Source organism: Mangrovivirga halotolerans, from assembly GCF_026241165.1.
In the GTDB taxonomy this organism is placed as follows: Bacteria; Bacteroidota; Bacteroidia; order Cytophagales; family Cyclobacteriaceae; genus Mangrovivirga; species Mangrovivirga halotolerans.
Window position 1 is genome coordinate 371,808 of the sequence record NZ_JAPFQN010000005.1, and the last position, 12,679, is coordinate 384,486.

At 33.8% G+C, this 12,679-nt stretch carries 14 protein-coding genes; 11 read left to right on the plus strand and 3 right to left on the minus strand.

Features of this window, described 5'->3' with window-relative positions:
* Positions 1-7 precede the first annotated feature (7 nt).
* The 3 genes from OO013_RS09490 to OO013_RS09500 all read left to right on the plus strand — a co-directional run bounded on the left by OO013_RS09490 (position 8) and on the right by OO013_RS09500 (position 2,197).
* Positions 8-652 (plus strand): arsenate reductase/protein-tyrosine-phosphatase family protein, encoded by a 645-nt coding sequence (locus tag OO013_RS09490; protein WP_266056564.1) that lies wholly within the window; start codon positions 8-10, stop codon positions 650-652.
* 9 nt (positions 653-661) lie between these two features.
* Positions 662-1,711, plus strand: coding sequence for an ACR3 family arsenite efflux transporter (gene arsB / locus OO013_RS09495; RefSeq protein WP_266056565.1), 1,050 nt, complete (start codon positions 662-664; stop codon positions 1,709-1,711).
* Between the two features lie 225 nt (positions 1,712-1,936).
* Positions 1,937-2,197, plus strand: a complete 261-nt coding sequence (locus OO013_RS09500; protein ID WP_266056566.1) for a hypothetical protein — start codon at positions 1,937-1,939, stop codon at positions 2,195-2,197.
* A gap of 74 nt (positions 2,198-2,271) precedes the next feature.
* Here the strand turns inward: OO013_RS09500 and OO013_RS09505 are convergent, their stop codons facing one another.
* The 3 genes from OO013_RS09505 to OO013_RS09515 form a co-directional block, all read right to left on the minus strand.
* A complete protein-coding gene (locus OO013_RS09505) occupies positions 2,272-4,794 on the minus strand; it encodes a TonB-dependent receptor (RefSeq protein ID WP_266056567.1) in 2,523 nt (840 codons plus the stop codon).
* The gene (locus OO013_RS09510; RefSeq protein WP_266056568.1) at positions 4,791-5,699 is read right to left on the minus strand and encodes a FecR family protein; all 909 of its coding nucleotides are present in this window, start codon (positions 5,697-5,699) and stop codon (positions 4,791-4,793) included. The genes OO013_RS09505 and OO013_RS09510 overlap by 4 nt, the downstream gene beginning before the upstream one ends.
* Before the next feature lie 69 nt (positions 5,700-5,768).
* The gene (locus OO013_RS09515; protein ID WP_266056569.1) at positions 5,769-6,284 is read right to left on the minus strand and encodes an RNA polymerase sigma factor; all 516 of its coding nucleotides are present in this window, start codon (positions 6,282-6,284) and stop codon (positions 5,769-5,771) included.
* Between the two features lie 134 nt (positions 6,285-6,418).
* On the opposite strand from OO013_RS09515, the gene OO013_RS09520 reads away from it, so the two are divergent.
* From OO013_RS09520 to OO013_RS09555, 8 genes are all read left to right on the plus strand, one after another.
* Positions 6,419-7,468 (plus strand): hypothetical protein, encoded by a 1,050-nt coding sequence (locus tag OO013_RS09520; RefSeq protein ID WP_266056570.1) that lies wholly within the window; start codon positions 6,419-6,421, stop codon positions 7,466-7,468.
* A 171-nt stretch (positions 7,469-7,639) separates the two neighbouring features.
* The gene (locus tag OO013_RS09525; protein WP_266056571.1) at positions 7,640-8,440 is read left to right on the plus strand and encodes an outer membrane beta-barrel protein; all 801 of its coding nucleotides are present in this window, start codon (positions 7,640-7,642) and stop codon (positions 8,438-8,440) included.
* Between the two features lie 16 nt (positions 8,441-8,456).
* Positions 8,457-8,969 (plus strand): PepSY domain-containing protein, encoded by a 513-nt coding sequence (locus OO013_RS09530; RefSeq protein ID WP_266056572.1) that lies wholly within the window; start codon positions 8,457-8,459, stop codon positions 8,967-8,969.
* Positions 8,970-8,972: 3 nt separating this feature from the next.
* The gene (locus OO013_RS09535; protein WP_266056573.1) at positions 8,973-9,419 is read left to right on the plus strand and encodes a hypothetical protein; all 447 of its coding nucleotides are present in this window, start codon (positions 8,973-8,975) and stop codon (positions 9,417-9,419) included.
* A 314-nt stretch (positions 9,420-9,733) separates the two neighbouring features.
* Positions 9,734-10,189, plus strand: a complete 456-nt coding sequence (locus tag OO013_RS09540; RefSeq protein WP_266056574.1) for a ferritin-like domain-containing protein — start codon at positions 9,734-9,736, stop codon at positions 10,187-10,189.
* 235 nt (positions 10,190-10,424) lie between these two features.
* Complete coding sequence (locus OO013_RS09545; protein ID WP_266056575.1) at positions 10,425-10,898, plus strand: DUF2383 domain-containing protein; 474 nt, start codon at positions 10,425-10,427, stop codon at positions 10,896-10,898.
* A 194-nt stretch (positions 10,899-11,092) separates the two neighbouring features.
* Positions 11,093-11,653, plus strand: coding sequence for a Riean_0653 family protein (locus OO013_RS09550; RefSeq protein WP_266056576.1), 561 nt, complete (start codon positions 11,093-11,095; stop codon positions 11,651-11,653).
* Positions 11,654-11,829: 176 nt separating this feature from the next.
* Entirely contained in the window at positions 11,830-12,372 is a 543-nt protein-coding gene (locus OO013_RS09555; protein ID WP_266056577.1) for a leucine-rich repeat domain-containing protein, read from the plus strand.
* Positions 12,373-12,679 lie beyond the last annotated feature (307 nt).

The window sequence follows — 12,679 nt, forward strand, 5'->3', positions numbered from 1 at the left end:
ATTCTCTATGTATAAAATACTCAATGATTACATCACTAATCTGCAGTCAAGATTTGATGAGATCAGCGAAGACAGAAAAAAAACATTAAACAAAGTAGCAGCTTATATAAATCATACCGAAACAGCCGGAATGAAACCTAAGCTGCTATTTGTTTGTACACATAATAGTCGTCGTAGTCAAATGTCACAGGTGTGGGCTAATGCAGCAGCAGCCTACAGAAATATGGAAAACCGTGTTCCCTGTTTTTCAGGAGGTACAGAGGTGACCGAATTTAACCCCGCTGCTGTGAAAGCACTAAAAGAAAAAGGTTTCGTAGTTGATCATATACCTGAAGGAGATGATGAACCAGAAATGTATGAACTTTATTATTCTGATGACAAACCACCGATCAGGTGTTTTAGTAAAACTTACGATGATGAATATAACCCTGATGAAGAGTTTGCAGCAATTATGACTTGTAGTTCAGCAGAAAATGACTGCCCGTTCATCCCGGGAACTACCTGCAGAATTGCTTTAACTTATGACGATCCTAAAGTTTCAGATGGAACCGATAGTCAAAATCAAGTTTATTCCGAGCGGTCAGATCAGATCGCTCTCGAAATGGTTTATATTTTTTCAAGAGTAGAGGAAAATCCTGTTCAACTTTTTTAATTAAATACAATGGCTAAAAAGAAGCTGAATTTCTTAGACAAAAACCTTACAACATGGATCATTTCAGCAATGTTGATCGGAGTGGGATTAGGTTATTTTTTTCCCGGATTTGCTGATCATGTTAATTCTATGAGCAGTGGCACAACTAACATACCATTAGCTATAGGACTTATATTAATGATGTATCCACCTTTGGCTAAGGTAAACTATAAATTACTGCCTAAAGTATTTAAAAACATCAAAATATTATCTATATCACTAATATTAAACTGGATTATCGGACCAGTATTAATGTTTGCATTAGCATTAATATTTCTTCATGACAGTCCGGAATATATGACCGGTGTAATATTAATTGGTTTGGCTCGCTGCATTGCTATGGTATTAGTATGGAATGACCTGGCAGAAGGATCTAAAGAATACGGAGCCGGATTAGTAGCCTTGAATAGTATTTTCCAGGTATTTGCTTATAGTTTTTACGCCTGGATTTTCATCACAATTTTACCTCCATATTTTGGTTTTGACTCAGCGGTCATTGATATTTCAATTGCTACGATTGCTGAAAGTGTGATGATTTATCTGGGAATTCCATTTTTAGCAGGAATACTTAGCAGAGTGATCCTGGTTAAATTAAAAGGAGAAGAATGGTATAATTCTGTTTTTATACCTAAAATTTCCCCAATAACCTTGATTGCCTTACTTGCCACAATCGTTTTAATGTTCAGCTTAAAAGGGGAGTTAATCGTGGAGATTCCAATGGATGTCTTTAAGATCGCTGTTCCTTTGCTTATTTACTTTGTATTAATGTTCGTCATTGGCTTTTTTGTAAGTAAGGCAATGGGAGCGAAGTATGATGAAAATGCTGCTATCGCCTTCACCGCTGCTGGAAATAATTTCGAATTGGCAATCGCTGTGGCCATTGCTGTTTTCGGTTTAAATAGTGGGCAGGCATTCGCTGGAGTGATTGGTCCATTGGTAGAGGTACCTGCACTAATAGCACTTGTTAACGTTGCTTTCAGGTTCAAAAAGAAATATTACGACAAGCCTATTGGAGCATAATTAATTATTTAAACACCCGATCAAAATAAGAAATCTAATATTCAAAGAAACACAGTTCATTTGAGCTGTGTTTTTTATAACATTCCTTCTCCTACGGAAAAAAACAAATGAATAAATAAGAATATAGATCCCAGATAAAATTATTCTTGGTAATAGAAAAGCTCTCAACATGATATTTATTAAAAATTAATTAATTATATTTAATGCACTATCAACTAGAGAGTTATGAATAAGAGCAAACCATTAGTTAAGATCGATAACGATCTTGACTGGAAACTATTCGATGAATCTAAATTAGCAAAAGGACAGATCACAATTAACGGAGATTTAACTAAAGCCTTTAAAGATGTCCTGGTAAAAGTGACTAATAAAAATCAATCTCATACCAAGGATGGAATTATTATCTGGCCGATGGGAGGGAAGCCATCACTCCAGGAACTTGAGAATAAAAAGCACTTTGATGTATTGATTAAAAAGATCAATTAAAACGTTGATTTGTCCGATCAGCATAGTTTTTTTTTGAAAATTCCTTTTATTCTGAATAATAGCTCGTGAAGTTTTTAAAAACTTAATCGGAGCATGACATTCGGAGTAAATCCCAGTGCAAATTCTTCAACCAGTTGTAATTCATCTTCACTATTTACACGGTAATAAGTATTTAATATATTCTTATTGTTTGTGATATTCCAAAATGATGTCCCCAATTCACCTTTTACACGCTTATTGACTTCGAAATTATATTTTAAAGATGCATCAACTCTGAAATAATTTCCCAAGTACAAACTATTTGGTTCTCCGTAAATAATTCTTAATTGATCTAATGCTAACAGGGCAGGAGTATAGGGCTTTCCTGTTCTCCAGTTTAATCCTATTGATGCTTCAAATCGCTCTGTTGCATAACTACTTCCAAATTTAAATATATGACGGATATCAAGATTAGAAGGAAACTCCGAAGGCACGAATTCATTAAATTTATATGTGTTTTCTGAATAGGAATAACTTAACCAGGAATTAAATTTTCCTCCGAATTTTTTATTAACCAACACATCAAAGCCAGCAGATGTATATTGTCCTTCCTCCCTTATAAATTGAAATTGATTTTGGAATCCCTGACTTGATGAGGTGATGCCTTCAACAAACTTATGATAAGCTTCAAGGTTTATTAAGAATCCTTTTTTGTTATAATTAAAACCTACAGATCCCTGCTTACTGGTTGCTAAAGGAACATCCTCACCATTAGAAAGAATCCACCTTCTTTTTTCAACACCCAGAAAATCGTTTTCAAAATCAATAACCTGAGCAGTGGTTTGACTCTTTATTTCTCCCAGTATTTCAAGGCTAAAATAATTCGATATCTTTTGATTTATTGATAATCTCGGTTCAATGGTAAGCTGGTTAACTTTATTATAATGATTCATTCTTAAACCGGTTATAACAAAGGTTTTATCATTGCTAGATACATAGTATCCTTCTAAAAAAACGGAATGTATTAATCCGACTTCTTTCACAGATCTGGAAAAAGACGGATTATTTATTTCATCATAATTAGTAATTCCTATTTCATTTAGTTGATACCCTGCAGAAAAATCAATTAGGTCTGATACCAGCCATTGAGTATTTATCGATAAGCCTAGATCCAATACTTCATTTCCCTGATCGAGTCGTTGCTCTTTAAGAATATCAAAATTCAGGGAAGATAAATTATACGAAGATAAGTACAGGTTTGTATTCGTTTTAACTTTATCAGACCAGAAGTGGCTGAAAGCTATTCCTGCAGCTATATTTTGTTGTTGCAGGGTACTTGTTCTCGATTCAATGTTATTATTAACAACGGCATTTTCTAAATATTCCAGGTCATTGTAAACAGTCAAAAAGCTGATCCTTAATTTATCCCTGTTTTCAAAATCATGAAGATACCTGGCACTGATATCATAAAAGTAGAAATTTTCATTGGAGGCCAGGACGGTGTTTACTTGATTGGCCGGATCAGTTATTTCTGTATTTAAAAATACCCTGTTGAAATATTCATTGTAAGTTGGTGTGGCGATCAAATCAGTAGTTGACCTCCTTGAAGATACTTGTATTGATGAATTTGTTGTCAGAGGTATTTTCAGATACATATCGGCACTGATCATATTTATCCCTGCAGCACCGGAAAACTCCTCTGTGATTTCATCCTCACTTTCTATTAATATGGTGCTTGACACACCACTTCCATAGAAAGCACTTGTCCCATTTTTTATAATGGTAATCTTATCTGTCAAATACGGATTAAATGCAGAGATAAGTCCAAAAAAATGTCCGGTTTGATACATCCGGATACCGTTCCATCTAACCAGGTTTTGATCATTCGTCCCACCCCGTACATTAATATCAGAAACAGATTCATCAATACTTTGTACCCCCGGCAATGCCTGTGCAATCTGTAATACATCCGGATCAATCAAACCTGGCAGGGTGCCAAGTTCCTCAGTATCCACTACAAACGAGCCGTCTGCTTTTTTATTAATTCCGACTGTCAGGTAATTGCTAATAACAATTTCAGGAAGAGAAATAACTGTCGGACGAATAAAAACATCCGGGCAATCAACTTGCATTAACAAGGAAGTTTTCTTCCGGGCGGTTTCGTATCCCATTAATGAAAAGGTGATCAGACTATCCCTGGAGATTCCAGCTATTTCAAAGAAACCATTTTCATTAGTTACTACATAATTACCCCCACTGCGTACCAGGACATTCTCGACACCATCTTTCGAAAAAAAATCTTTTACATAGCCACAAATTTCCTGTGACTTTGATGACTTGATTTTTGTAATTGCAATAAACCGATCATTTAATATTTTAAATTTCAGATCAGTATTTAGTTCCAGGTAATCTAAAGTTTCTTTCAGGCTAAGATTATCCGAGGGCTTTAATAATCGGATACCTCTTACATTTTCATCAATATAGGTAAAGGATACATCATGTTTTTTTTCAACATTGAAGAGAATTTCTTCCAGCAGGATTTTTTGATCTGCTTCCTGTGCATAAGCGTCAAAAGCAAAAAACCATACCAGGAAAATATATCCTACTTTTTTGATCATTTTTTAGAAAGAATGACCTTTCCACCATTTATTTTATATGAAAGATCTAATGGGACTGTAATAGACTTGAGAGCCAGATCAATGTCTGTATGAGTGAATTTACCCGTAAAATCCCGTTGAAGGTCAATATTTTTTGATGAAATGTCAACTTGGTACTGTCTTTCAAATTCATTCAAAACCTCTTTAAAAGGGACACTATAAAATGCACTTTCATTTGAAGCTAAATGTGGCGTTATACCAGTAGCTTTTTCCTTTACTGAAGATTTACCAGCCAGCGAACTGAATATTTTATTTGACGTTAGTCGAACCTCTTCATTTCCTTTGTTAACCTGAACTAATCCTTCGTAACAGATCACTTCAAAAAGAGAGCCTCTTTCTCTGACATTAAACTCTGTTCCCAGCACTTTTATAGTTCCTGAAGAAGATTTTACTTCAAATTTAGAACCTTTTTTCACCGTAAACAGGGCTTCGCCTTCCATTTTCACTTCTCTCTGGTTATCCCAATTACTATCATCATAAGTGATACTCGACAGCGAATTAAGAATTACAATGGAAGAATCTGGTAAAACCACAGTTTTCTTTTCTGCAACAGAAGTTGAGATTGTGGTAATATTGTTAGTGAAAAAATAAATGTACGCTGTGGCTATAATTGCTATTGCTGCAGCAACCTTAATAAATGTCGGGAACCATTGAACCGATTTCTTACTCTTTTCATTAGAATTATCATAAATGGTCGCCTTAATTCGTTCCCATTCTTTTTCTTTATCTAATTCCGGAGCCTTAAACTTTTCAATAGAAGAAGTCAGTTTTTTAAGAGATTCAAACTCAGGGCTGTTCTCAAACTCCTGTTTTTCCTGTTCACTTAATTCGCCATTAAGCCATTTTTCTATATATTTTTCTGACATGATTTCAGATTGTTATGCATTAATACAACCGGTGAGATGTTATTTTTCCTACCGGAAATTTCATTTTTTTTACAAACCTTCTACTTTTTCTCTCAAAATGCGCAAGGCGGTATATATTCTTTTCTCCACAGCCTTTCGGGAAATACCCAGCATATCAGCTATTTCCTGATGCTTTTTCCCTTCTACCCGGTTCAATAAAAATGTCACTCGCTGTTCTTCTGAAAGTTCTTCCAATGCCTTCTTCAATTGCTCCATGTACTCATTTTCCCGATAAACGTACTCCGGCGATTCATCAGAATGAGTCTTATGGTCTTCCTTGGAATAATTGATCCGTGTCTTTTGTTTAGATATTTCATTTAGCATTTGATTATTAGCAACAGTAAAAAGAAAAGACCTCGCTTTATCTGGTGTTACCTTTTTACAGTTATCCCACAATTTTAAAAATGCTTCCTGAACTAAATCATGGGGATTATTTTCCTCCCCATATTTATAATATAGAAATTTATACAGATCATTTGAATGCTGATTGAACACTTCTTTAAAAAGTTCTTCTTTACAGACATTATCGTAGAGATCAATATTCATAAACAGAATTCTTACAAATGTTTAGTCCATTAAAGTAAGCCAATATACATGTTAAACAGAAATTTAATTTTTTTTTCTTTTTGAGGTAGGAGTTCTGGCAGGTCATCGGTTTTATTATCACACGGCAAAAAGATATGAAGAAAATATTTATCTATATCATCCTGATTCTCTCTGTAACATTAAATAGTTGCCAGGAGGAGAATACAGAAATTCAAAACCCTTCTGTGGAAGAAGCTTTCACTTCAGGATCTGAAACATCTATTATCATTAAGCAAGTTACCTATAATGATGGTTCCGATGATAATATAATAACCGGCGGAAGCTGTGTTTCTCTTGAATTACCAGTAACAGTTATCGTAAATGGCGAGGAGCTCATTATTAATAATGAAGAAGGATTTGATCGAGTTGAAAAAATAATTGATCAGTATGATGATGACGAGGATAGTATAAATATCATTTTTCCTGTAACGGTTATCTTAAGTAATCATTCTGAAATTATCGTAACCAATGAAGAAGCTTTTGAGGATCTCATAGATGATTGCATCGAAGATGGATTTGATGACGACATTGAATGTATAGACTTTGAATATCCTGTAGAACTCACTATTTATGATACTCAAAATCAATTTCTGGAAAATTTAACTATAGAGAACGATAAAGATTTTCATCTTTTTATAGAGAACCTGGAAGATGATTACCTGGTAAGCATTGGTTTTCCAATCACGCTAATTCTTGCTGATGGTTCATCGTCCCAGGTAAATAATAATATCGAGCTGCAAGAACTAATAGAAAACTCAGAAGATACCTGTGATGAAGATGATGATATGGATTTTGATGATGATGATGTAGAAACTGCAGAAATAGATTCCTTATTAATGTCAGGTCAGTGGGTGATCACATATTTCTTTGATGAAACAGATCAGACCGAATTATTCAACAATTGGTGGTTTGACTTTGCGGAAGATGAAGTTTTAACTGCTTCAAATGGTACTGATTCATTTAATGGATCCTGGGAAAGTTATGGTGACAGCGGAGTGCTTGAGTTGGAAATAGACTTCGATTCAGACGACCCTGTGAGACTCCTTAACAGAGAGTGGGAGGTAATTGAATATACCGAATCGAAGATTGAATTAAGAAAGTCTGGCGACGATGATACAATCACTGTCGTATTTGAAAAAATTTAGTCTTCCGGTTAGAAGAGTTATTTCACAATAGATGATTTTTTAAGCTTATGAAAATGATAATCAGAGAAGTACAAAAGCCAAATATTTTTGCTGAAGAAGATGAAAAACCTACATCGTGTTTTTTACCCGCTTCAGAAAAACAGTCCACAGTTATTTAATTTAATTTTTATTATGATAAACAGAACAATTTTTTTTGTAGCAGCATTATTTCTTCTGGCATTTCAAGGATATAGCCAGATTAAATTAGGAGCAAAATTCAATGTTGGAACATCCTGGATTAGCTCAAGTAATCTTAAAGATAACTTTGAGTACCAAATGAATAATGATATTGAGATCACTCAATGGGATGTTAATTATAAGCCGGGAATTATGATCGGGCTAGGGGTAGTGGCATCCTATGAGCTAAGCTCCAACTTATCATTAAACGGTGAATTATCTTACAATTATCAGCAAAGTAATATCAATATTGATTTTGCTGATATTGAATCTACAGTAGTTTCAGAGGCAAAAATACGTTCCTCAAGAATAGCTATTCCTGTTACCCTTCATTATTCGTTAGGATCTGAGAAGCCATCAATCCATGCAGGTTTCGAATGGAACATTTTTGGTACTCCGGAAATTGAATCTAATGAAACAGAATTCATCGGTAGTGCTGCTGTAGACCAGGAGGGTATCATCGGCGAATTAGATTCATTTACTAAAAGCAGATTAAACTTTTTGCTGGGAGTTGGGAAAACTATCGATCTGGGAGGAAGCAATTTTGATCTTCATATCAGGTATCACCTACCTCTTACAGGATCATCCATGTACAACACCACTTCGCCAGCGTTATTTGATGATAATACAATGAATAACAACGAGGTCTTTGGAGTACTGGGAGCAAGTGACGCTGCTCAGGAAGCACCTCAATATCCACTGGATAATTTCAAAATGCATTTTATTGATTTAAGTATTTCATATTTTTTTAATTAATTAAATTTTTACGATTATGAGAAGATTACTTGGTTATTTTATGATTATTCTTTTTGCAGGAGCAATGGTAGCCTGCGGTGATGATGAAGAAGTTGTTGGTCCAATCAATGATCAGCAAGCAGAAACAAAAGCATTAAGCTCTCTTTCAGGAACTTCAGGTACTGTAACCTCGAACGATGTCGATACTACAGCAACCAATGAATTTTACTATGACATTGATGTAGTTACTACTGAAGGAGCAGTTTTAGAATTTGAATATTTCCAGGAAGACGGTTCATTAAAAGAAATCGAAGGCGATAGCGGACCTTTTGATTACGAAGTTAACCCTGGTATGGGATTGATCTTATTTTCTGTGGCTAAAGCAGCAGCATTGGAGGCTATTACTGCTCAGCCAGGAGAAGTTCTTAGATGGTCTCTTGAATTTGATGCAACAGCAGATGCATGGGTTTATACTTTTGAGGTATTGGATGCAAATTCTGAGGATTTGACGGTAAGAATTAACGCAGCAAGTGGTACTGTAATAGAATAAAAGATGAAAATTTTCACTTCAAATATTCTTAAACTTGTACTTACAACTGTATTTATATTGGTAATAACAGTTGGATGTAAAGATGATTATGAGCCTTATGCGCATGTCACCTTTACCGAAACAACTACTGACATTGAAAACACCCGTACAGATATTGGCGGTGATATAGTTGGAGATGGAGGATCAACTACCGAAGTGTACACATGGAATAATTCACTTTCAACAGTAGATTTTAACATGGATATCACTGCAGCAAAAGGTGGTAGTTTTAATCTGACCATTCAAGATGCTGAAGGAGTAGAAGTTTTAAACGAAACTCTAGTAGTTGGACAAGGAGATGATTCAAGATCCGGAGTTTCAGCTGCTGGAACTCCTGGTGAATGGACAGTAACTATTACTTTAATTGATTTTAATGGTGATGGTTCTTTTAGCATAAGTCCTGGCAATTAATTTTGATTGAATAATTAATAAAGGCGAAGTTATACCTGGGGTAACCTTGAGATATAACTTCGCTATTTTTATAAATAGCCATAGACAATACTATAGGATAGCTTTATATCATAGGAGTGAGGTTTAATTAATAATAAAGTCATTTCCTCACATAAATATTAAAATACAATTGAGATTTATTTAGACTAATCGAGGAAAAAATTCCACCAAAAGTAGTAGCTTTTCCTCACTAGTAATTTAAGTATCAGCCTCTTAACTAATCAATTCGGTTGGCATCTTTTTTTCACTATATATACCCAAAAAGGTATACTATTATGGACACAGCAAATTATGAAAGTGAAATTAAGGATGTGATTGAAAGGAATGTCGACGCATACCGCGGTTATGAAAAAGCAGCCGAAAAAGTAAAAGACCCGAATTTAGAATCTGTTTTTCATCAACAGGCTTCTCAAAGAAAACAGTTTGCTTATGAACTCGCCAGTACAGCCCATGTATATGATGATGAACCAACTGTTAAGCAAATACAAGACGGTAGTTTTGAAGGTAATTTACACAGAACATGGATGGATATAAAAGCTGCATTTTCCAGTGACAACGATGAGAAAATAGTTGAAGAATGCATCCGTGGAGAAAAATCCGCACTCGACGAGTATGAGGATATAACAAGCCATGGATTACCTCATGAGCTTGAAAATAAGATACATGAGCAGGAAAGAACAATTCGCGAATGTATATCAGATTTGGAAAGAATAGAAAATCGTCTTCATTAAACACAAATAAAAATTAAACCAGGAATTAAAGCCCTTTTCAAGGGCTTTTTCTTTTGGATATTCATGGAGCATCAACTGTAGAAAAAGTACCATTTAAAATTTAAATAAGTGAGAAAATATTTACTCGAGAACTGGCTTATAATTCTCAAAAAATGAGATTTAATAGTTGCCAGACTTTTTATAATAATTGGCATTATTCTTTCTTTAATCATATTGATCAACCCACACCAAAACCATGGAAACCAAAGCATATAAAAAAGAATTATCGGAGGTAATAGAAAGAAATATTGCAGTGTACCAAGGGTATTTAAGAGTTGCTAGAGAAGTAAAAGATCAACGGCTTGCAGAAGCAATTAACCAACACGCAAGGCAAAGAAAAAATTTCGCATACACATTAGCTGCTATTGGGCATATTTTCGATAATAAAACAATAGGAAAAATCATGGAAGGTAGTACTGAGTTAAAATCCCAAAACGGCTGGATTAACCTGGATTCAATCACAAAGGAAGAAGTGAATGATCTATTGATTTTAGGCGAATGCATCAGAGGTGAAAGAAAAGCTTTAGATGAATATGATGATGTTAAAAGCAACGTTTTACCATGCAAAATAGAAGAAAAGATTGATCAACAGGAAGACACTATCCGGGAATTCATCATAGCATTGGAACAGATTGAATATGAACTAGATAAAAAGTATGAGTTTAAGTAATAAGTTAAACTCAGAAAACTCTTGCTATTAACCCATGGTTTCAAATGTTTCCATTAGAAGACCGCAATTAAAAAGTTTTCAGGAAAGGGGGATGAACAGTAATTAAGCCTATAAATTCTTCCTATTATTTGATTTTTATAGTTATTAATTATCTTTAAAAAAGGGAATTTATAACTATATGTATGATATCAATTATGAAAAGTAAAATTCTTCAGTTTAGTTTCAATGTTTTATTAATATTTTCAATTTTATCCTGCTTTAGAGAAAGTGTTAATCCATCGAAATTAGAATTACCACCAATCACCAAAACCGGGGAAAATACCTTTGGATGCATGATTGGTAACGAAATATGGACGGCAAATAGTCCTGGCGGCTGTTTTAATTGTTCGAGTAATCCTTTTGGAATCGTAGAATATGACAATTTTGGTCCATGGATCATTGTTATTGGTGCAGAAAATTCTCATGAGAATGTTATCGATGAAAATATTAATATTACCGTATTATATGAAGATTTTATTCAGGTAGGCGACAAAATTATGTTTAATAGTTCTGAAGATTTTAGAACTCAAATCACCTTTCAAGACCAAAAAAGTGGAAAATACCTTGAGAGCGATAGCACAACTCAAGGTCATATAATATTTAACCGATTGGATTTTGAAGAGGGCATTGCATCAGGAACTTTTGAAGTTACTATAACAAATCACAACAATGTTGTGACTATTAATGATGGCCGGTTTGATGTGATGTTATATTAATTCTCAAATAATTATTAAATGAAGCAAAATAATTTAGTTATTTGAATAGGAGAACCTAAAAACTACTCTTAAGAAAATAAAACCATTTATTTTTAAGCATTTAAAGGTTACTTTTTAAGGAATAAGGAGAATAAAACCTAAACTATTATTTTTTTATAAACAGAAGAATTATTTATATGAAAAAAGCGCTGATTATTACCGGGATTTTTGTTTCATTTTTATCAATTGCCCAGGATAAAAAAGAAAAAGCTAATGAAAAGAAAGAAAGGGTAGAAGTAATAGAAGTATATGATGACAATGAAGAAGAATTAGAAGTTGACCTTCAAATTTCCGATGAGGATTTAGAAGAAAAAAAAGATGATTATTGTAGCAGCTGTTGGGATTATGAAAGAGCCAGTGAAAATCCTGAAAAGGTTACTCAATTGTCTCTTAAAAATAAGAATTTAAAAAAAATACCAAATGACATAGAAAAGTTTAAAAACCTTACTGCACTGGCAGTTCCATATAATAAGATCAAAACAATTCCTATCAAACTTTTTCAACTACAAAAGCTAATCCAATTAGATTTTAGTAAAAACAGGATTTCCAGTATTCCTGATGAAATTTCAAATCTAAAGGAATTAAAGATCCTTAGATTATCTGGTAATCCGATTGCAGGTAAACCTTCGGAAATCGAAAAACTTAAAAAGTTATTACCGAATACTAAAATTATATATTAAGGATTTAATTAAAGAAGTACTTTAATTTAATATAAATAAGAGCAGCTAAGGAGTAGCTGCTTTTTTTATTGACTAAAATTTCTGACACTCGATTAATTCAATCAGGTACACTCAATAATAGAGAAAGAGTAGATGAAGGTTAAGATGGATAATTATCCACAGCGGTGGAGATGTTAATTAATCTTACTTAACATAATGTAAATTATGTAACAAAAGTGGGTTTTAGCGGAAATTGGGCATTATTCGTTTTAAAGATGTACCGTACCATTAAAAATGTTGAAATGTGCATTAGAAATGTTGATTATTT

Bases quoted from the DNA above. Each gene is read 5' to 3' on its own strand.
- OO013_RS09490 (WP_266056564.1), top strand. From the start codon at position 8: ATGTATAAAATACTCAATGATTACATCACTAATCTGCAGTCAAGATTT.
- arsB (WP_266056565.1), top strand. From the start codon at position 662: ATGGCTAAAAAGAAGCTGAATTTCTTAGACAAAAACCTTACAACATGG.
- OO013_RS09500 (WP_266056566.1), top strand. From the start codon at position 1,937: ATGAATAAGAGCAAACCATTAGTTAAGATCGATAACGATCTTGACTGG.
- OO013_RS09505 (WP_266056567.1), bottom strand. From the start codon at position 4,794: ATGATCAAAAAAGTAGGATATATTTTCCTGGTATGGTTTTTTGCTTTT.
- OO013_RS09510 (WP_266056568.1), bottom strand. From the start codon at position 5,699: ATGTCAGAAAAATATATAGAAAAATGGCTTAATGGCGAATTAAGTGAA.
- OO013_RS09515 (WP_266056569.1), bottom strand. From the start codon at position 6,284: ATGAATATTGATCTCTACGATAATGTCTGTAAAGAAGAACTTTTTAAA.
- OO013_RS09520 (WP_266056570.1), top strand. From the start codon at position 6,419: ATGAAGAAAATATTTATCTATATCATCCTGATTCTCTCTGTAACATTA.
- OO013_RS09525 (WP_266056571.1), top strand. From the start codon at position 7,640: ATGATAAACAGAACAATTTTTTTTGTAGCAGCATTATTTCTTCTGGCA.
- OO013_RS09530 (WP_266056572.1), top strand. From the start codon at position 8,457: ATGAGAAGATTACTTGGTTATTTTATGATTATTCTTTTTGCAGGAGCA.
- OO013_RS09535 (WP_266056573.1), top strand. From the start codon at position 8,973: ATGAAAATTTTCACTTCAAATATTCTTAAACTTGTACTTACAACTGTA.
- OO013_RS09540 (WP_266056574.1), top strand. From the start codon at position 9,734: ATGGACACAGCAAATTATGAAAGTGAAATTAAGGATGTGATTGAAAGG.
- OO013_RS09545 (WP_266056575.1), top strand. From the start codon at position 10,425: ATGGAAACCAAAGCATATAAAAAAGAATTATCGGAGGTAATAGAAAGA.
- OO013_RS09550 (WP_266056576.1), top strand. From the start codon at position 11,093: ATGAAAAGTAAAATTCTTCAGTTTAGTTTCAATGTTTTATTAATATTT.
- OO013_RS09555 (WP_266056577.1), top strand. From the start codon at position 11,830: ATGAAAAAAGCGCTGATTATTACCGGGATTTTTGTTTCATTTTTATCA.